The 19,394-nt window shown below is 43.8% G+C and carries 22 protein-coding genes and 1 other annotated feature; of the genes, 19 read left to right on the forward strand and 3 right to left on the reverse strand.

Annotated features, from left to right (window positions below; all coding sequences use genetic code 11):
- The first annotated feature begins 6 nt into the window (after positions 1 to 6).
- The 7 genes from AC58P7_RS04100 to AC58P7_RS04130 all read left to right on the forward strand — a co-directional run bounded on the left by AC58P7_RS04100 (position 7) and on the right by AC58P7_RS04130 (position 7,601).
- Positions 7 to 540 carry a spore maturation protein gene (locus tag AC58P7_RS04100; protein WP_497240315.1) on the forward strand — a complete coding sequence of 178 codons (534 nt, stop codon included), beginning with the start codon at positions 7 to 9 and terminating at the stop codon, positions 538 to 540.
- Positions 541 to 643: 103 nt separating this feature from the next.
- Positions 644 to 1,390, forward strand: a complete 747-nt coding sequence (locus tag AC58P7_RS04105; RefSeq protein WP_477595123.1) for a pseudouridine synthase — start codon at positions 644 to 646, stop codon at positions 1,388 to 1,390.
- An 83-nt stretch (positions 1,391 to 1,473) separates the two neighbouring features.
- Complete coding sequence (locus tag AC58P7_RS04110; protein WP_497340133.1) at positions 1,474 to 2,007, forward strand: redoxin domain-containing protein; 534 nt, start codon at positions 1,474 to 1,476, stop codon at positions 2,005 to 2,007.
- 35 nt (positions 2,008 to 2,042) lie between these two features.
- Positions 2,043 to 3,704, forward strand: coding sequence for a cytochrome c biogenesis protein ResB (gene resB, locus AC58P7_RS04115; protein ID WP_497340134.1), 1,662 nt, complete (start codon positions 2,043 to 2,045; stop codon positions 3,702 to 3,704).
- On the forward strand, positions 3,701 to 4,960 hold the full coding sequence (gene ccsA, locus AC58P7_RS04120; protein ID WP_497340135.1) for a cytochrome c biogenesis protein CcsA: 1,260 nt from the start codon (positions 3,701 to 3,703) through the stop codon (positions 4,958 to 4,960). Before resB ends, ccsA begins: the two co-directional genes overlap by 4 nt.
- A 37-nt stretch (positions 4,961 to 4,997) precedes the next feature.
- Positions 4,998 to 5,711 carry a response regulator transcription factor gene (locus AC58P7_RS04125; RefSeq protein ID WP_057312096.1) on the forward strand — a complete coding sequence of 238 codons (714 nt, stop codon included), beginning with the start codon at positions 4,998 to 5,000 and terminating at the stop codon, positions 5,709 to 5,711.
- Positions 5,712 to 7,601 carry an ATP-binding protein gene (locus AC58P7_RS04130; protein WP_497340136.1) on the forward strand — a complete coding sequence of 630 codons (1,890 nt, stop codon included), beginning with the start codon at positions 5,712 to 5,714 and terminating at the stop codon, positions 7,599 to 7,601.
- Between the two features lie 123 nt (positions 7,602 to 7,724).
- Here the strand turns inward: AC58P7_RS04130 and serA are convergent, their stop codons facing one another.
- Entirely contained in the window at positions 7,725 to 9,305 is a 1,581-nt protein-coding gene (gene serA, locus AC58P7_RS04135) for a phosphoglycerate dehydrogenase (RefSeq protein ID WP_497340137.1), read from the reverse strand.
- 71 nt (positions 9,306 to 9,376) lie between these two features.
- Positions 9,377 to 9,610 (reverse strand) — a binding site (T-box leader).
- 237 nt (positions 9,611 to 9,847) lie between these two features.
- Between serA and AC58P7_RS04140 the strand changes: the two genes are divergently transcribed.
- Positions 9,848 to 10,171, forward strand: a complete 324-nt coding sequence (locus tag AC58P7_RS04140; RefSeq protein ID WP_497340138.1) for a rhodanese-like domain-containing protein — start codon at positions 9,848 to 9,850, stop codon at positions 10,169 to 10,171.
- A gap of 47 nt (positions 10,172 to 10,218) precedes the next feature.
- Here AC58P7_RS04140 and AC58P7_RS04145 read toward each other — a convergent pair whose 3' ends face one another.
- Positions 10,219 to 11,139, reverse strand: coding sequence for a hypothetical protein (locus AC58P7_RS04145; RefSeq protein ID WP_497340139.1), 921 nt, complete (start codon positions 11,137 to 11,139; stop codon positions 10,219 to 10,221).
- A 90-nt stretch (positions 11,140 to 11,229) separates the two neighbouring features.
- Between AC58P7_RS04145 and AC58P7_RS04150 the strand changes: the two genes are divergently transcribed.
- Together AC58P7_RS04150 and AC58P7_RS04155 are read left to right on the forward strand one after the other, a co-directional pair.
- Positions 11,230 to 11,838: a CPBP family intramembrane glutamic endopeptidase gene (locus tag AC58P7_RS04150; RefSeq protein ID WP_497340140.1), complete on the forward strand. Its 609-nt coding sequence runs from the start codon at positions 11,230 to 11,232 to the stop codon at positions 11,836 to 11,838.
- Positions 11,835 to 12,041: a hypothetical protein gene (locus AC58P7_RS04155; RefSeq protein WP_497340141.1), complete on the forward strand. Its 207-nt coding sequence runs from the start codon at positions 11,835 to 11,837 to the stop codon at positions 12,039 to 12,041. Before AC58P7_RS04150 ends, AC58P7_RS04155 begins: the two co-directional genes overlap by 4 nt.
- Before the next feature lie 60 nt (positions 12,042 to 12,101).
- On the opposite strand, the gene AC58P7_RS04160 is transcribed toward AC58P7_RS04155, so the two are convergent.
- Entirely contained in the window at positions 12,102 to 12,953 is an 852-nt protein-coding gene (locus tag AC58P7_RS04160) for a polysaccharide deacetylase family protein (protein WP_497340142.1), read from the reverse strand.
- Positions 12,954 to 13,129: 176 nt separating this feature from the next.
- On the opposite strand from AC58P7_RS04160, the gene AC58P7_RS04165 reads away from it, so the two are divergent.
- From AC58P7_RS04165 to AC58P7_RS04205, 9 genes are all read left to right on the forward strand, one after another.
- Positions 13,130 to 13,441 carry a hypothetical protein gene (locus AC58P7_RS04165; protein ID WP_497340144.1) on the forward strand — a complete coding sequence of 104 codons (312 nt, stop codon included), beginning with the start codon at positions 13,130 to 13,132 and terminating at the stop codon, positions 13,439 to 13,441.
- Positions 13,442 to 13,689: 248 nt separating this feature from the next.
- The gene (locus tag AC58P7_RS04170; RefSeq protein ID WP_497340146.1) at positions 13,690 to 14,295 is read left to right on the forward strand and encodes a genetic competence negative regulator; all 606 of its coding nucleotides are present in this window, start codon (positions 13,690 to 13,692) and stop codon (positions 14,293 to 14,295) included.
- A 181-nt stretch (positions 14,296 to 14,476) separates the two neighbouring features.
- The gene (gene prsW / locus AC58P7_RS04175; protein ID WP_497340148.1) at positions 14,477 to 15,172 is read left to right on the forward strand and encodes a glutamic-type intramembrane protease PrsW; all 696 of its coding nucleotides are present in this window, start codon (positions 14,477 to 14,479) and stop codon (positions 15,170 to 15,172) included.
- Between the two features lie 68 nt (positions 15,173 to 15,240).
- On the forward strand, positions 15,241 to 15,399 hold the full coding sequence (locus AC58P7_RS04180) for a hypothetical protein (protein ID WP_497340929.1): 159 nt from the start codon (positions 15,241 to 15,243) through the stop codon (positions 15,397 to 15,399).
- A gap of 112 nt (positions 15,400 to 15,511) precedes the next feature.
- On the forward strand, positions 15,512 to 16,882 hold the full coding sequence (gene ypeB / locus AC58P7_RS04185) for a germination protein YpeB (RefSeq protein ID WP_497340150.1): 1,371 nt from the start codon (positions 15,512 to 15,514) through the stop codon (positions 16,880 to 16,882).
- 99 nt (positions 16,883 to 16,981) lie between these two features.
- Positions 16,982 to 17,635 carry a flagellar brake protein gene (locus AC58P7_RS04190; RefSeq protein WP_497340152.1) on the forward strand — a complete coding sequence of 218 codons (654 nt, stop codon included), beginning with the start codon at positions 16,982 to 16,984 and terminating at the stop codon, positions 17,633 to 17,635.
- A 66-nt stretch (positions 17,636 to 17,701) separates the two neighbouring features.
- On the forward strand, positions 17,702 to 17,926 hold the full coding sequence (locus AC58P7_RS04195) for a hypothetical protein (protein WP_497340154.1): 225 nt from the start codon (positions 17,702 to 17,704) through the stop codon (positions 17,924 to 17,926).
- Between the two features lie 139 nt (positions 17,927 to 18,065).
- Positions 18,066 to 18,749 carry a (d)CMP kinase gene (cmk, locus tag AC58P7_RS04200; RefSeq protein WP_497340156.1) on the forward strand — a complete coding sequence of 228 codons (684 nt, stop codon included), beginning with the start codon at positions 18,066 to 18,068 and terminating at the stop codon, positions 18,747 to 18,749.
- Between the two features lie 2 nt (positions 18,750 to 18,751).
- A complete protein-coding gene (locus tag AC58P7_RS04205) occupies positions 18,752 to 19,333 on the forward strand; it encodes a lysophospholipid acyltransferase family protein (protein ID WP_497340158.1) in 582 nt (193 codons plus the stop codon).
- Positions 19,334 to 19,394 lie beyond the last annotated feature (61 nt).

Below are 19,394 nucleotides of genomic sequence, written 5' to 3' on the forward strand. Positions count from 1 at the left end.
TCCTGCATGTACGCACTCGTTTCGCTCATATCGGCATGGGCAATCCCGATCATGATTGTTTTCATCCCCCTTTACGCAGCCTATCGCAAGGTTCCTGTCTATGAGTCGTTTGTAGAGGGAGCCAAGGATGGGTTCGATACGGCGATCAAAATTATACCCCACCTTGTTGGCATGATGGTTGCCATCTCGGTGTTTCGTGCATCCGGCGCGATGGACATGTTGATTGGCTGGATGCGGCCTTTTTTCGAAAGCATCGGTGTGCCAACAGAGGTGCTGCCGTTAGCTATCTTGAGGCCAATTACCGGAGCGGGCTCTTTAGCTTTTACAACGGATTTGATTGAACAATTTGGCCCTGATTCCATGATTGGACGCATCGCGTCAACGGTACAAGGGAGCACGGATACGACTTTATATGTGATTACGGTCTATTTTGGCGCGATCGGCATTCGGAAAGCAGGTTACGCCCTCAAAGTTGGCTTGATTTCAGATGCAGTTGGCTTCATTGCTTCCCTTTTTATTTGTTATTTGGTATTTTCATAAATCGTGTATGCCATCATTCTGTCACCTTCTGTCAGTTATTGTGGGTTGCCGCTTGAGATTTGCGGTTAAGTCCGTTATCATTAACTTGAGGTGAAAGCGGATAATGGAAAGACTGCAAAAGGTATTAGCCGAAGCTGGGATCGCATCCCGCCGGAAATGTGAAGAAATCATTACAGCGGGACGCGTGCAAGTGAACGGTGAAGTCGTCACGACGCTGGGTGTGAAAGTGAATACAGCTGAAGATGAAATTAGGGTCGATGGACGTGCAATAGGTCAACAGAAGAAGATCTATGTCATTTTAAATAAGCCCAAAGGTGTAATTACAAGTGCAACTGATCCAGAAGGACGTAAAGTTGTCACAGACTTCTTGCCAGGGATTAGAGAACGTGTTTATCCTGTCGGTCGTTTGGATTATGATACAGAAGGCCTGCTTATTCTAACGAATGATGGTGAATTTGCACATTTGCTCACCCATCCGAAGCACCACGTACCGAAGACGTATCAAGCGACGGTAAAAGGGGTGCCGCACGGCACGTTATTAGATAAGCTCAAAATGGGCATACAGTTAGAAGACGGCATGACTGCGCCTGCAGAGGTCGAGTATGCCGATGTGAATATGGAGAAGAATGAGTCGATCATTCAGATCACGATTTATGAAGGAAGAAACCGCCAAGTCAGACGGATGTTTGAGGCGATTTCGTTTCCGGTTATCAAATTAAAGCGGATTAAATTTGGTCCCATCTTCTTAACAGGCCTGCCAAGAGCGAAGTATCGCCACTTGACACCCAAAGAGGTTGAAGAGCTTAGGAACGAAGCTCTAAGGACACATAACGTTCAAAAAGGCCAATAAGAATTGGCCTTCTTTTCGTTATAATAAGGGTATAATTCGATATGCAAAAACTAACATTGTCGAAAAAGCGAAGGTGATTATCAGTGGGTCGAAATAAGAAGTGGGTACAGATTGGGATCTTTGCAATCGTGCTCATTATTGGTGTGTTTACGATTATTACTAATTTGTCTGCTTCAGCCAGCAAGAAGTACCCACAGCAGGGAGATAAAGCTACAAACTTTTCCTTGATTGGGTTAGATGGTCAAACGCACGAGCTCTCCGACTATAAGGGTAAAATCGTGCTGGTGAATTTCTGGGGCACGTTTTGTCCACCATGTAAAGAAGAAATGCCTGATCTTCAGAAGATGTATGACAAGTATAAGAGTCAAGGTGTTGTTTTCTTAGAGGTCAACGTGGACAAGAACAAAGTTACGGTTCAGAGCTTCATGGAACAGTACAACTTAAACATGCCAGTGCTGCTGGATGCCAATGAGGTTGTACGTAAATTGTATGGTGTCATGGATTATCCAACTACCTTTTTCGTAGGGGCAGATGGCAAGATTGCTGTGAAAAAAATAGGCCAGATGGAAGAGTCTTTTATTGATGAGACGTTGTCTAGTTTGGTTAGTAAATCGTAATTCATATGCATGCTCAACGTTTTTAGGAGGTCATCATGTTCTACAATACCAAATGCGATTGCGGGCATCAGAACCCCACAGGCACTACGCTGTGCGAATCGTGTGGCAATCCACTGATCGATGTCGATGGCAGAGACATTCTGGAAATGCGCTATGATGGCATGGCTCGCCGCTCTCAGAAATCGAATCCATCCCTGCTCGATAAAGTCTGGAATTTCTTCTCCTCGGTCAAAATAGCAGTATGGATCATTTTCATTACAACGCTGGCTTCGGCGGTAGGTACGATTTTTCCACAAGAAAATACGTTTCTGGACATGGATCCTTCCCAATATTACACCGAAAATTATGGCAAACTAGGAAGCATTTATCACTATCTCGGCTTCTCCCATACTTTCAGCTCGTGGTGGTTTATTACGTTATTATTCATGATTGGGACTTCACTCGTGATTTGCAGTCTGGATCGTGTACTCCCATTGTACCGGGCATTGTCAAAGCAGCAAATTCGCAAGCACATCAATTTTCTAGTTAGGCAAAATGTTACACTCGTAGCTGACTTGCCTGCTGATACGGATGAGGTTGAGTGGACGAACAAGTTAGGCGCACTTTTGCGCAAAAAATATTACCGCGTACATACCGATGGATCTGCACTTCTAGCTGAGAAATATCGTTTTAGCCGCTGGGGTCCCTATATCAATCATATTGGACTCATCATTTTCCTAATTGGTGTGCTAATGCGGAGTATTCCTGGCTGGCATATGGATCAATACATGGGCATCCTGGAAGGCGAAACGAAGCCAATCCCATATACCTCGTATTACATCAAAAATGAGAAGTTTACACTTACGCTTTATGATGAGCAGGATCTTCCTGCAAGCATCAAAGCGAAAGGGCAGGTTGTTCCTAAGACGTATGAAACGCAAGCCGTCTTATATCATTGTACGGCGAACTGTGATGTGAATTCGGGTGCACCCGTCTTGGAAGAAGTCGATAAATCCAATATCACAGTGAATCATCCGATGGATTATAAAGGGCTTCAAGCCTATCAGTTTGATTACAAAGCGACACCGCTGCTGATCTCTGTGAAGCCAACGCTTAGTAATCCGACAACAGGTGAGAGTTATGGCAGCTTCGATTTACCGATGAATAATCCCAAGGATTCCTATCAAGTTGGGCCTTATAAGCTTACATTGAAAGGGTTTTTCCCGGAGTTCGGACTCGAGAATGGTCAACCGATTTCCAAGTCGAATGAGCCGAAAGCACCTGCCTTTATCTTTAGTATCACAGGACCAGGCCTTGCCGAAAAAGGTGAACCCTATCTGTATTTCCCTCGGCAAATTGATAAAGAAACCTTCTCGCAAGATACCATTAACGGTGCGATTAGCCAGAAGTTGAAAATCGCAGTTGGTTCCATGGAAGGTGTTCAGTTTGCAAATTATACAACTTACTTGAACATTCGCGTTGATAAGGCTATGCCGTATATCTGGGTAGGAGCCGCTATCTTTATGATCGGGGTCATCATGGGCTTCTACTGGCAGCACCGCCGCATTTGGATTCGAATTGATGATGGCAAGCTTACACTCGGTGGTCACACGAACAAGAACTGGTTTGGCTTACGAAATGAAGTTGCAGCAGCATTGAATAAGAATGGTTTTGAAGTTTCACCGAAAACATTAGCAAATGGAGGAAACCAGGGGTGAATGTAAACTCTGTCAGCAGTACCTTTTTACTTATCGCATTTTTCATCTATCTGCTCGCATTCTTTCTGTTCGTCCTTTCGATTACCGGTAAAAAGTGGAGCAACCGGAAGCCGGAAGATCACACGAAGCAGTGGGGATTTGTTGCTTTTCTAACATCCGTCATCGGCTTTGCGTGTCATGTGACGTTCTTCTTTACTAGATGGGCAGAGGGGGATCATATCCCAACGTCCAATATGTATGAATTCATGACCTTCTTAGGGATGATGATCATGTGCGCCTTCTTGATCGTGTATCTCATTTATCGTACACCTGTATTAGGAGTCTTTGCTTTACCGATCGGTTTTATCATTATCGCTTATGCCTCTGTGTTCCCAAGTGAAGTACAGCCATTGATTCCTGCCTTGCAGAGCTATTGGCTTAAAATTCACGTTACAACCGCAGCAACAGGGGAAGCCTTCTTCGCCGTAGGTTTTGCCGGTGGCTTGATGTATCTCCTTCGTGCAGTTGACTATAAAGGGACGACGAAGAACGATAAAAAAGAGCAAAAAGGTGTTGAGCTTACCCTCTTCTTCATCTTAATGCTTGTCGCATTTATCGCGTCGATTTTTACATTTAATGGATCAGGGTACAAAGCTGTATTCTCCAAAGATCTGATTGTCACGAATGCTCAGGGTGTACAGGAAACGAATCATACAACGGAAACCTATGTATTGCCTCCGATTGTTCAACCGTATGATACGAAAGTGGTAGACATGAAGTCGTTCCTAGGTATGACTGAACCGTTATTCACTGCTCCATCTTGGATGGAAGGGGCAAGCGCAGGTCGCAAATTAAACACAGTGATTTGGTCTATTCTTGGTGGTCTTATCCTTTATGTGCTAGCACGTCTGGTGGCTCGTAAACCATTAGGAGCAGCGATTGGTCCGATTGTGAAGGGAATGGATCCTGAAGACCTGGATGAAATCAGTTATCGCGCGATTGCGATAGGCTATCCGATCTTTACACTAGGAGCACTCATATTCGCGATGATCTGGGCACAAGAGGCTTGGGGACGTTTCTGGGGATGGGATCCGAAGGAAGTATGGGCTCTGATCACTTGGTTGTTCTACGCGGTATTCCTCCATCTTCGTCTTTCCAAAGGCTGGCAAGGTAAGAAATCCGCTTGGTTAACGGTTATTGGTTTTATCGTAGTTATGTTTACATTAGTAGGTGTGAACTTAGTGATTGCAGGACTGCATTCTTATGCAGGTGTTTAATACAAGTACTTACATTATGAGAGGGATGTGACGCTCAATGGAATTGAAGCCTAGTATACTCGTTGTAGATGATGAAGAACGTATTCGCCGATTGCTCCGCATGTATTTGGAGAAAGAAGGCTATCTCATTGAAGAAGCAGAAGATGGCGAATCTGCCTTGCGGATGGCAACAGAAACGGACTTTGATCTGATCTTGCTTGATGTTATGCTGCCTGGCATCGATGGCATCGAAGTATGTGCTCGCCTGCGTCAAGTGAAATCCACGCCGGTCATTATGCTGACTGCGAAAGGTGAAGAGACGAACCGTGTTAGTGGATTTGAAGTGGGAGCGGACGACTATGTCGTCAAACCGTTCTCGCCTCGTGAAGTGATCTACCGGGTAAAAGCTATTCTTCGTCGCTCTTCGGCGACAGCTTACTTGTCCAAGGATGCAAGCTCCAGCAATAACATTGTATTCCCGAACTTGATTATTGAGCATGACGCACATCGTGTAACGGCTGGCGGTCAGGAAGTCGCTCTAACGCCGAAGGAATATGAGTTGCTTCATTACTTGGCGGTTTCTCCCGATAAGGTTTTTTCGCGTGAGGAGCTTCTGAAGGATGTTTGGAACTACGAATTTTTCGGTGATTTACGTACCGTTGATACGCATGTGAAGAGACTCCGTGAAAAATTAAACAAAGTATCCCCGGATGCTGCAGCAATGATTACGACTGTATGGGGTGTAGGCTACAAGCTAGAGGTGCCTAAATAAGTGTTTATTTTCAGAAGTGTCGTAGGTAAACTTTGGTTAACGATTATTGGCCTAGTTGGGGTTGTCTTGCTCATACTAGGCTTTTTTCTTGTCAAATATATGGATACTTATTTCGCACAGGCAACAGATCAAACGAAAAACATGAAGACGATGGCTGCCAAATTTTCCGAAGAAGCTTCGCAACATATGTACAATGAGCAGTTTTATAGGTTAAGTAATGAACTGCTTAGTTTTCAGGATTCTCGTATGCTCGTCATTTCTACGGATTTGAAAGAAATGGTGATTCCCACAACGCAAGGCAGTGATTTAGTAAACTTCCATGTATCGGATTTTTACAAGCCTGAGGAGCTTAAACCAGTCTTTGAAGGACAAACGATCGATAAGATAGTGAATAAACCAGGCACAGGCCGATTTAAATCGGGGACTGAATATATTGTGGTGGCGGTTCCTCTATCCAATTTGGAGGGTGGAATCGTTGGTGCCACCTTGCTCTACCAGTCATTGCAGTCTTTAGAAGCCACACAATCCTATATGTTAAGATTGTTTGTTTATGTTTCGATCGTTGGATTTCTCATGACAACGTTCTTCGCCTTCTTCTTGTTCTCGAAAATTACAAGACCTCTGCAGCAACTGAAAAAAGCGGCTGATTTCATCACACTAGGGGAATATGGCACGCGAGTTCCGATTCTGTCCAAGGATGAAATTGGTGAGCTGGCGAAAACGTTTAATCATATGGGTGAGAAGATGCAGGAAAGCATTCATGCTCTTAGCCAGGAGAAAGAACATTTGTCTAGCATCCTTGGCAGTATGACGGATGCCGTTATTACCTTAGATGTGAGTGGATCAGTTATGCTGACCAACCCGCAAGGAGAGAAGATCATTCAAGAGTGGGGGACGATTGAGTGGTCGGAAGATGAGGGGGAGCCTAGACGGTTCCCTCAACCGGATACCTCTCTGGGGGATTGGGGACTCATGAGCTTTAGCAACCCGTCCTCCGCCAGTCCCATTCCCGTGCCGTTGATTCCTCTCTTTGAAGCGGTTGTCGATGAGTCAGCAGAAGCAGCTACAAAGCTTCATGTACAGAATGGCGTATGGTCGGTGGCGATGACGCCTCTCTACTCCCGAGATCATGTGCGCGGCGCTGTGGCTGTTCTCCGTGATGTCACGGAGGAGGAACGTCTTGATAAGCTGCGCAAAGATTTCGTGGCAAACGTCTCACACGAGTTGCGTACGCCGATCTCGATGCTGCAGGGCTACAGTGAAGCCCTGCTGGACGATATTCCCTCCACGCCGGAAGAACGCGTGGAACTGGTGCAGGTTATCCACGACGAGTCGCTCCGGATGGGGCGCCTCGTTCGTGACCTGCTCGATCTGGCGCGAATGGAAGCCGGCCATCTCGAGCTTGTCTTCAGGGAGGTCGAAATCGACTCCCTGGTGAAGCGCATGCACCGCAAGTTCGCGGTGCTGGCCAAAGAGCGCGGCATCTCGCTAAGCGTGGTGCTGCCGGAAGAGCCTCTCATCCTGCAACGTGCGGATGAGGATCGCTTGGAGCAGGTGCTGACGAACCTGCTCGACAATGCGTTCAGGCATACGTCCGCAGGGGCGCGTATCGCCTTGAAGGCGGAGCCGAGCCTCTATAAGGATCGGCCAGCAATCCGCATTGAGATCGCCGACGAGGGGCAGGGGATCCCTGCCGAGGATCTGCCGTTCATCTTTGAACGCTTCTACAAAGCAGACAAAGCGCGTACACGTGGATCCTCGGGAGGGACTGGACTCGGCCTCGCAATTGTCAAAAACATTATCGATTCACACCATGGCAGTGTAACTGTACAAAGTACATGGGGGCAGGGAAGCACATTTACCATTTGCTTGCCCCGTGAGCACAAATAAGCTGAAAATTGTGCCAATTTCGACATAAAGAAGAGGCGTTTGCTGAGTTGTCACTCGGCAAACGCCTTTATTTTGTAGAATATTCAGACAAAATCTTGTTGTTCGTGAAACAATTTGTGCTTATTACAGCGTAAGCGCACGAACATTCACGATTTCGTCTTGTTTTGTAAGCTCAGCCAAAACTTCTGCTGGAGCTGTTTTATCAATCGTCAGTACCATGATTGCTGAACCGCCAATCACTTTACGACCAACCTGCATAGTTGCGATATTGACTTGATTGCTACCTAGAAGCGTACCAACGCGTCCGATAATACCTGGTTTGTCGTTGTGAGAGATTAACAACAAATTACCTTCAGCAGCGAAGTCAACTGGATATTGATCAATACGAACGATTCGTTCGCCAAAGCCAGCAAGCAATGTACCAGCAAGAGTTTTTTCCTCTTGTTTCGTTTTAACTGTAACTGTTACAAGGTTTGTAAAGCTATTGGATGCGTTCGATTTCTGTACCACGATGTTTACCCCGCGTGATTTAGCAAGATGCATCGCATTGATAATATTGATGGATTCTAATTGATTTTGGAAAATTCCTTTTACGATATAACGCGTCAAAGGACTTGTATCCACATCCATTAAGTCACCTGCATAGTTAACTACGATTTCAGATACAGCGCCTTGGGCAATCTGACCTAGCACAGAACCGATTTTTTCACCAAGACCGAAGTAAGGTTGTAGTTTGTTTAGTACATCAGCAGGTACAGGTGGCATGTTAACTGCGTTCTTGAACGGCTCGTTACGAAGAATATGAAGAACTTCCTCGGATACATCGATAGCCACGTTTTCTTGTGCTTCAATGGTTGATGCACCAAGATGAGGTGTTACAATTACTTTCGGATTTGTTAAGAATGGGTGATCTTTCGCTGGTGGCTCTACTTCGAATACGTCGAAAGCAGCTCCTGCAACGATGCCTTGGTCAATCGCTTCAACAAGTGCTAGTTCGTCGATAATACCGCCGCGAGCACAGTTAATGATGCGAATGCCTGGTTTCATTAATTCGAATTGCGTTCTGGAGATCAGGTGACGTGTTTCAGGCGTAAGTGGTGTATGAACGGTAATGAAGTCCGCTTGTGCTGCGATTTCGTTAACAGTACCAAGCTTAACTCCCATTTTCTCAGCACGCTCTTCCGTTAGGAACGGGTCATACCCGATAACGTCCATCCCGAATACTTTCGCGCGTTTAGCAACTTCACTTCCGATACGTCCCATACCGAGAATACCGAGTGTTTTGTTACGCAACTCGACGCCAATGAATTTACGATCCCATTCGCCGCCAACTGTTTTCTTGTACGCTTGTGGAATCATACGAGCCGTTGCCATCATCATAGCAAAGGTAAGCTCGCAAGTTGCGATTGTATTCCCATCAGGAGCGTTGATCACGATAATACCGCGTTTTGTTGCTGCTTCCAAATCAATGTTGTCGACACCAACACCAGCGCGGCCAATCACTTTAAGCTTTGTGCCGGCATTCATGATTTTCTCTGTTACTTTGGTTTGACTACGAACTAGAAGGGCATCGTACTCACCAATAATGGCGATGAGTTCGTCCTCGGATAGACCAGATTGCTTAACCACTTCAACGTCGGCTGCATCATAAAGCATTTGAATTCCCATGTCACTAATTGGATCGGATACTAGAACTTTGTACATAATTCGGTTCCTCCTTAGATTTGAACATAAAAAAACTCCCAGCCCTCGGACACAGACAGTTAGCCTGTAGCCAAAGGGACGAGAGATTGCTTTCGTGGTACCACCCTAGTTCGCTGCCCATTCGCATGGGTAGCCTCAATTGGTCTTGCGACCTGGAACTGTAACGTGTTCCTAACCCGATTGCATCTACTTACTTTTCAATGCAATAACTCTGGAGTGCTCCGCAAAATGTTCGCTACCGATTCTCACCTACCATCGGTTCTCTGAAAGCTACTTTACTTGCTTGGCTCCGTCAACGCTGTACTGTGATATAGAATTTTTAATAGATTACCATGCGTTCGAAATCGTGTCAATACATGTCGAATCATTTTCGCATGAAAGTCATAATTGCTTCAAGTTAAAATGTTTCAGAAGCTTTTCGTTTATTTTAATGCAAGAATGTTCAGAAAGCAATGACATTTTGCTTGTATTTGAGCCCCTTTTTCGGGTATGGTACAGTGAATGTAAGATCTCAACTCAAGGAAGTAGGAGCGTGTACGAAAATGGAAATCGATCGCATTTATCCGCAAATTTTTCTTCAAGGTGTCAATCAGAAAACACTGGGAAATAGCGTCATAATCGATGTTAGAGAACCTCATGAATGGGATTACTATCACATGGAGGAAGCGAAATTGATTCCGATGGGTCAGATCCCGCATCGCATGGGTGAACTTCCCGAAAATGAAGATATTTATCTGGTTTGTGCACATGGCGTGCGCAGTCTACGCGTTGCTGAGTTCTTGAAAGAGAATGGTTTCGAACGAGTGATTAATGTAGACGGCGGCATGGCGGCGATCGCGATGTTCCGCGGCGTTCAGTACGATTAGTAGAAAAAGCTGAGGACTTGGTTGTCAAACCGAATCCTCAGCTTTTTTTAATTGACATCCGAGAAAAAAGGTAACTGAGGTAACATATCATTGGCGTACCATTTGGATTTACCTTTGACAAAGTCGCCCGTGCGTACGGCATTCGTGCTTAGCAATAATTCCATCGTTTGATTCACATCGTTCACGTTAAGTTTCTTTGCTTGTCCAGAAGCAATGAACTCATCAATTCTTATGGTTAAATCCTGCGGATAAAAAGGCGAGAATGCTTTGTTTTTCAGCAATTTAGCTGTGATATACACATTCTTCACGTTGAAATTCATGGATCGCCATTGATCCAGAGTAGCATTGTTGTTCGGATCGAAATATTCGATGTCAGGATCCATCGTCCCATTCCAAACAAGTATAGAATCGAAATAGTTCTTCTGAGCGATTAAGGCTTGTGTTTTGGCTTCTACGAAATACGCATCCTTCTGAATGGCCTCAAGTAGTTGTGCATGGCTTTGCGCATTGGCTTTGGATTGGTAATTACTCAAAGCATCTGCGAAAAGCTTTAAGCTTTTGAGATAGCCTTGGTGTGATTGCACCAAAAGCGGAGAAGAAGCTGGCATGTTTTTACTTTGAAGAGTTGTATATTTCTCAGACGCGATCTTGCTTAGTTCTTTAAGAACAGCGGAAGCATCCACAGCCGAGTTGTCCATCTCAATTTGACTCAATAATTCAAACCATTTATTCTGAAATTCCCTAAAGGGTAAAAAGATGGTATGGTAATATGACACTAGCACTTGTTGGTCATAGGCTCCTATTTCAGGGGAAGTTGCTTGTTCAGCGTGTAAACTTTTATTGTATTTTAAATCTGATTTCGTTTGTCCTAATCGCAAGCCATAGAAAAATGCTCCGAGGATACAGACCAACATAAAGATAAACATGAGGGCAAATAAATAATCTGTGCGGGTAAGACGCTTCTCCATAATTCAAGCTCCTTGTTGTCTCTTTTATTTGTTTTAGTATAGGTCATACATCTTTAAAAAGGAATAATATGAGGAAATGAGGTTACTCCTTTGAAAAAATTCGATTTTAAAAACCTTCGTATTGGGAAAGTCGACATTAATGAACTAAATGATAGGACGTTATTGCTGAACCTTTACATTACACAACTGCTTACGCTTATTATCGGAATTATCATCTTGTTTTTTCAGAGCAATTCAAAGATTCTTTCTATGTTCTCGTTTCAAGGCGGTTGGCGAATCCTCATTTGGGGCTGTATATTTGCCCTTGTTGTTCTTGGTGTAGACCTACTTATCTCACGTTGGGTACCCAAAGAAGTGTCGGATGATGGCGGTATTAACCAAAAGATTTTTGGAAATAGGGCCCTTTGGCATATTGCACTTATTTCTTTTATTGTTTCAGTCTGTGAGGAGGTCCTATTCCGTGGAGCGATTCAGCATGCATGGGGGCCTTATTGGACTAGTATTTTGTTTGCTGCGATTCATGTTCGCTATCTGCAACATTGGCTCATGACAGGGATGGTTTTCTGTATTAGCTATGGCTTAGGTTGGATTTACCTTCGTACGGGAAGCCTATGGACACCGATAATGGCTCACTTTATGATTGATATGGTGATGGGATGCATACTTCGGTTTAGTAAGGAGGAAGATCTAGGTTCATGAGTGTAGGAGAAAGATTAACTTCGCGGTCGAACCCGTTAGCGGAGGAGAAGCAGGAAGATGATACCTATTTACCGCCGCGCAGAGCCGTTCATCCATCTGAACAGGGTAAATGGACGAATCTTTTTTATATAACGTTACTTTGGTTGTTTATTGCGTTGGTCGTGAGTTTAACTGTTTGGGGAATTAAGTACTCTTCGCTGTGATAAAAAAATGAGCCATACGCATCCACGAAATAACGTGGTATCCGTAAGGCTCTTATTTTTTCATCTCATTTCAAGTTCGATTGCATTGGGATCTACAAAGGAATATCCTTTTTCTTCCAATTTGGTAAGCAACGTATCAAGAGCGTTCACAGTCCATGGAAGTTCATGCATAAGAATATTGCTGCCACTATGGAGCTGCTGCATAACGTTCTCAATCACTTTATTGGAATCGTTATTTTTATTCGTCATTTCCCAATCTAAGGAACCATTTGACCATGTCATGTAAAGCATTTTGTTGTTTTTAACTTTTGCTTTCAAATAATCATTGCCCGAGCCATATGGAGGGCGGAAAAACTGCGGGGCCTGCCCCGTTATATCTTTCACGATTTGTTGGACATCATCCACTTGTTTATCGATCTTCTCACCCGGCATGTCTTTTAGATTGTCATGATCCCAAGCGTGATTACCAATGATGTTCCCGCTGTCGTGCACGAGCTTTACGAGCTCAGGCTTCTGCTTAATGCGATAGCCATTCATAAAGAAGATCGCTTTGGCCTTATGTTTGTTCAAAATATCAATGAGAGATTGATTCATTGCTTGTTCTTTCGGCCCATCATCAAAGGTTAAGAGGATGACTTTTTTATTGCCATTTGGGTCATTCGGAACGATGTCATAGTTTTTGTTCATATGATAGTTCTTCTGTACGGTTTCTTGAACAGGTACCGTCGGCGTTGGAGAGGGTGAAGGCGTCGGAGCCGCGGTGGGCGTTGGTGATGGACTTGGACTTGCTGTCGCTTGCGTTACTGGGGCAGAACTAGTTGTAGCAGCAGGACTTGTTTCGGTTTGATTTGCACTGCAGGCAGCCAATAAAAGCATGACTGTCACTAATAATGTGCTTGCTTTTGTTTTCATGGTTCGTCTTCTCCTCAGATCCTTGCGTTGTGGTCAACACTTATAGTAACACATTTACCATTACATTTCGTAGATGTCCATTCTCCTATGTTTTCCTTCTGATGCCGCGTATGTCCACTTCTAAACTCGCACAACCTAGGAAGGATTCATTACTACTTATCATGGAGGGAGATCCAATGAAATTAGGTACATTTATGCTCGGTGGTATTGCAGGAGCGGCTGCTGTTATTTATCTCAATCGTAAAAGTAAATCCATGCTTTTCTCGGCGTTTAGCTCATCGAGTGAGTCGATGGGGAAGGTTGTTGATAAGGCCAAAGACAGCTTCGTCACTAAGTCTTTTGGAGATTCAATGGCCCGGAATTTCTCGTCCACGAGCACAAACGGTCTAAATCAAGTGGAGAAAATTGTGAAAGAAGACCCGCATTTGAAGGCAACGGTGAATGAAATTTTGCAGGATAATAAAATAAACACCGCAACAATTCAATAATAATAAGCTCTTAGCGCAGTCTGGCATACCCACGGGGCCGGCTGTGCTTTTTCTTTTTATACATAACTATCGCGTGCAATTGATCAGATTTAGTGTTAACATGATAGGTGAAAACAATAGATGGATGCATGTCCATTTATTTATCAAGGGTTCACCTTTTCATTTTTCTAACATATTCTGATTGAAATAAGGTGACCATGCTTTCGATGCAAGCTTTCCGATTGGAGAGCTCAAAGGAGGATCCTATCATGAAAATAGAACGCTTAAGTCAGGATAAGATACGGATTTTCCTAACATTCGATGACTTAACTGAACGTGGAATTCAAAAAGACGACATGTGGAGAGAAATTCCGAAAGTACACGAGTTGTTTAGCGAAATGATGGATCAAGCATATTCAGAGCTCGGATTTGACCCGTCCGGCCCGCTTGCTGTTGAGGTATTCGCACTCCCAGCGCAAGGTATGGTTGTAATTGTGACCAGAGGTAAGCTTGATTTGTATGCGAATTCTGATGCATATGACGATCACGAAGCTGAAGAAGTGTACGAAATGGAAGTTACGCTTGAACAAAGCGATTTAATCTCCTATGCTTTCCGTGATTTTGAAGATCTGCTGCGTGTGTCCAAAGTAATTAATCCCCTTCTTATGGAAGGCGGTACCCTTTATTCGTATAAAGGGAAATATATTTTACAGCTAGAACCTGTTGAACTAGAAGAAACCAAGTATCAGGCGTTAATCGCTGTTTTGTCTGAATTCGGTGAAGCCTCTTCCATAACTCAAGCTGTGCTTGAAGAATACGGGAAGACGATCATTGCAGATGATGCCGTGAAGGTGCTCTGCCGCCATTTCAAATAAACAATGACTCGCGCCCTCTGCACTAGAATGAAACAAGCATCTCCAAAAACAACCGTTTTTGAGGATGCTTGTTTTGTTTTCCATAATACGCATAAGGGGCATCTGACGTTAGACGTAGATATGTCATGAGAGAACGACTATAATAAAGGTATGTATTTCAAAAAAAGAGGGGAGCTGGAACATGCATATCGTGCCTATATTACTGGCAGCCGTAGCCCCAGGTCTCTCATTGCTCGCTTACTTTTATCTGAAGGATCGTTACGAAACGGAACCTATTCACTTAGTGATACGGATGTTTCTTTTCGGCGTTCTCCTTGTGTATCCGACGATGGTTCTCCAGAATGCGTTTATACAGGAGTTTGGAAACGGCACAATTATGTCTTCCTTTTTTCTATCTGGAGGAATCGAAGAATTTCTGAAATGGCTATTGTTATATCATTTGATTTTCAGGCACGAAGCTTTCGATGAACCCTATGATGGGATTGTTTATGCGGTGGCTGTAAGTCTAGGTTTTGCTACTCTAGAGAATATTATCTATGCCTTTCTTCACGCATCTTCGTTCTCAGCATTAATGCTTCGGGCGCTCTTGCCAGTTTCGGGACACGCGTTGTTTGGTGTCATGATGGGCTATTACATGGGGAAGGCCAAATTCGTTCCCCACAAGCAAATGAGGTACTTATGGATATCGCTGCTACTTCCTATTGGTTGGCACGGCGCATTTGATTATATTTTGCTTATTTTCAAAACCGGCTGGATTTGGATCATGATTCCACTTATGACTTTCTTGTGGATTCGTTCTATCTGGCGCGTTGATCGTGCCAATGCACACTCTCCTTTACGCGTTGTGACCGTTGATGAAAAGATTAAAATGGGTTGAATTGGGTCATACTGACAGTATAAAAGGCGAACTCATAGTCAAGTATGGGGACGACCGGGAGGGTATAGATGTCAGCAACGATGCGTGTGAAAGTGAAGATCCGATGTCGATTATGCGGTGAGAAGTTTGTGCTGAGAGGCAAAAAGGAAAAAGACAAAATTGAAACAGGTTTTCGTCAATGTATATGTAGCAATGAGCATGATTTTGAAATAGAGACTGAAAGTTAGCAAGAGGCCATTCTTTCGAATGGGCCTCTTTTTGTTTTGTTGTCAATCCTGTATAAACCTGTCTCCTCACGTAAAAACTAAGCGCAAGATTGGGTATGAAAGGAGCAGTTCTGTGTATAAAAGATTAAGCATCGTCATGTTTCCATTTCTTTTGCTAGCATTAATCGGAGCTTCTGTGTGGGGGTATTTGGAGCATCAGGAGAAAAACACGATTCTAATTAAAGCAGAGAATCAATACCAACGCGCGTTTCATGATCTGTCCTTTCACATGGATAAGTTACATACGGAGCTCGGGAATACACTGGCTGTAAATGAAACCTCAGAGCCGTCTTATCGAAAAGGCTTGGTGAATGTTTGGCGTCTAACAAGTCAAGCGCAAAGCGACATTACGCAATTGCCCTTGATGCTGCTGCCATTCAATAAAACAGAGGATTTCTTGGCGAATATGGCTAATTTCTCCTACAGAATGTCGGTTCGAGACATGACGAAACAGCCTCTGACTGAGGCCGAAATGAATACATTGAATACACTTTACACACATTCTGCCGACATTACGAAAGAAATTCGCGGCGTACAAGATAAAGTAATTGCGAATAATTTAAGGTGGATGGATGTCGAGTCTGCACTGGCTTCTGAGAATGAAATGCACGACAATGCCATTATCGATGGCTTTACGATTGTCGATAAGAAAGTTGGCGGATATGATGAATTGAATTGGGGGACAGGCAGCTTAAATGTGTTCTCCAAAAATGATGTCAAAATGCTTACAGGCAATGATATGACGGCCGATCAAATTAAAAAGAAAGCCGTAGAATTTCTTGGTATTAAAGATTCAGATGGGATTAAAGTTGTCGAAAATGGCGGAAGTGCTCCCGAGTTTCAAAGTTATAGTGTTGTTGTGTCGAGCAGCGATGCCTCCAAAAATGATACACAAATGGACTTTACCAAAAAGGGCGGTCACTTGATCTATTTTATGAAGTCGCGTGATGTGCCATCGTCCAAATTTAATCTTCGTCAAGCGCGTGATATCGCGAATGAATTTCTAGATCAGCATGAATACAAAGATTTGAGTGCGATCAGTTATGACCAATATCAGAACGTGGCGACGATTCAATTCGCCAAAAAAGAGAAGAATGTCACCATTTATCCTGAACAAGTTACAGTCAAAGTTGCGTTAGATACGCTTGAAGTGACAGGCCTTCAGGCCACTAACTATATTTATTCTCAGAAGCAACGTGTCATTGGTCAACCGAAAATTAGTGTGGAACAAGCGCGTAAGCAGCTGAATTCTAAGATGAAAGTAACTGGTGAATCGCTAGCGATCATCAAGAATGATCTGGATGAAGAAGTGCTATGCCATGAATTTATTGGTACCTTAAATAACAACATCTATCGGATCTATGTGAATGCGGATGTTGGTATGGAAGAAAAAATTGAAACCATCCGTCAGGAACAAGTTGAAGCTGCAAAAGGGAAATCTTAGTAGGTTAGAAGCGGGATATGATCCTGCTTCTTTTTTTTCTATCTAATTGGTGATGACATGGTATAATTAATACATATTACTTCGCGGAGGTGCGGGAAATTGCTTCCTAAGGTCAACCAGATTTTACATATGCAAATGAATAGTATTGATGAAGAAGAGTCCAAAATCGAATATAAGTCGAGAATTGCTGATGTGACGGAGAACGCGATCATCATCGAAGTTCCGCTTAATGAGAAGACGGGACGTCTGAAAAAGCTGTACCAGGGAGATGAAATTAGCGCTCATTTCTTAGGTCAAGGCGGTGTGAAACACTATTTCACAACGGAGGTTGTTGCTTTTAAAGAGGATGTTATTCGCTTAGTTGAACTGCGATTACCTGAACTCAGTGCGATTACACAAGTTCAGCGAAGAAATTTCCTGCGCGTGTTGGCAGAGTTAGAAATCGCCGTTAAAGTGAATGACCAGATTCAATTTATTGGTCTAACTGACGATGTTGGCGGTGGCGGCATATCATTTATCTGCGATGGTCATATCCCAATTGGTCTAAATGCCATCATTTCCTGCTGGGTGCTTGCGCCTTTCAAGAATGGCACAATTGAACATATTCCATTCACTGGTGAAGTTGTACGCGTGAAATCAACAGAAACCGGCAAGCAACTTGTTATGATCAGGTTTGCAGAAATTGCAGACAGAGAGAGACAGAAATTGATTCGTTTTTGCTTTGAGAGACAAATGGATTTCCGTAAACGCTAAGGATTGAGAGAGCGACGCTAAGGGTATACTGCTATGCATATTGTATGCATGCAGGAGTGTGATCTCATGTCGAAGGATCAAGAGAGCGAGTCATATGAGCAGTTATTTATTCGATTCTCTGCTAAAGTTGAGAAAGTTATCATAAGAGCTGTGTTAGTCGTGATTATTATGCTCGTTTGTGTACAAGCTTTGCTTCAAAATGCGTATATCCGTAAGCATTTCACCCGTGCGGAACCTTTAGAAGGACAGCCATATATCATGCCAGAACGTTCACTAAAAGAACGCTCATAAGCGCATGAAATCAAGGTGCAACGGAACCCAAGTTTTGCATATGACCATGTAGTGTGGTATAATTTCAATTAATTAGCGGGCAAGTGCCTGCTTTTTTGTACGTAAGGTACTGTGAAGTATTGTTAGGAGGAACAGTAGCTTGGATAAGTTCAATATTGCCATAGATGGTCCTGCTGGAGCCGGTAAAAGCACCATTGCACGGCTAGTAGCTGGTGCACTTGGTTTTATTTACGTGGATACAGGAGCCATGTATCGAGCAGTAACGTGGAAAGTACAGCAAGAAGGGCTGCTACCTGAGCAAGAAACAGAAGTGGCTGCGCTCTCCAATCGTATGCAGATTGAGCTCATTCCTGGAGACGAAGGACAACAGGTAATCGTAGATGGTGTTGATGTGACAAAAGCGATTCGTTCAGCGGACGTTACGACACATGTATCGCAAATTGCCAGCTATGGTGCTGTGCGTCATCTGTTAGTTGCTTTGCAGAAGCAAATGACCGTTTCCAAAGGCGTAGTTATGGACGGCCGTGACATTGGAACACATGTCATGCCAGATGCGGAAATCAAGGTGTTCTTAACTGCGAGTGTGAAGGAACGTGCTGAGCGCCGATTCAAAGAGTTACAAAACAGTGGTACGAATACACTGACTCTTTCCGAATTAGAGCAGGATATTGCGCGTCGTGACCAGTTCGATGAGCAGAGGGAAATTTCGCCGCTTCGCAGGGCACATGATGCCGTGTTAATGGACAGTACGTCAATGACGATTGAAGAAGTTGTGGACGAAATCCTTGGACTTTGCAAGGACAAAGTCGGAGGTGGCAAATAAAGATGCTATATCGCATCGGAAGAGCCTTATTTCGATTTATTTTCACCGTATTTTTCCGTATGCGTGCTATAGGAATGGAGAATGTTCCAACACAGGGAGCTGTTGTTCTGTGTGGTAATCATACTAGTTTCTTGGATCCCCCATTCTTAGGAACTCCTCTGCGGAGGAAAGTTCATTTTATGGCAAAAGCGGAGCTGTTTGACATCCCGGTGCTAGGTTCTATCATTTCCAAAGTAGGGGCATTTCCAGTTAAACGCGGAGGTGTAAGCAGAGAGTCGATTCGACTCGCTGTACAGCTGCTTCGTGACGGCAATATGCTTGGTGTTTTCCCAGAAGGATCTAGAAGTAATGCGGGGGGGATGGGCAAGAAAGGCGCAGCCAGTCTTGCATTGAAATCCGGTGCAGCAGTTGTTCCAGTAGCCATTGTGGGCACGTATTCACTTTTCCGCCGTATGACGATTGTTTATGGGGCTCCACTTGATATGAGTGCATATGCAGGCGCTAGCTCAGAAGATCTTGAACAAGCGACGGAAGCGATCATGAAAGAAATTCGCCGACTACATACGGTAACTAGCAAAGCCTAATTAAGAAATGTATGGAATCGAAAGCTTGGAATTATACTAACCTTAAAGCGATTTGAACTTA

Source organism: Paenibacillus sp. J22FR5 (assembly GCF_059691975.1).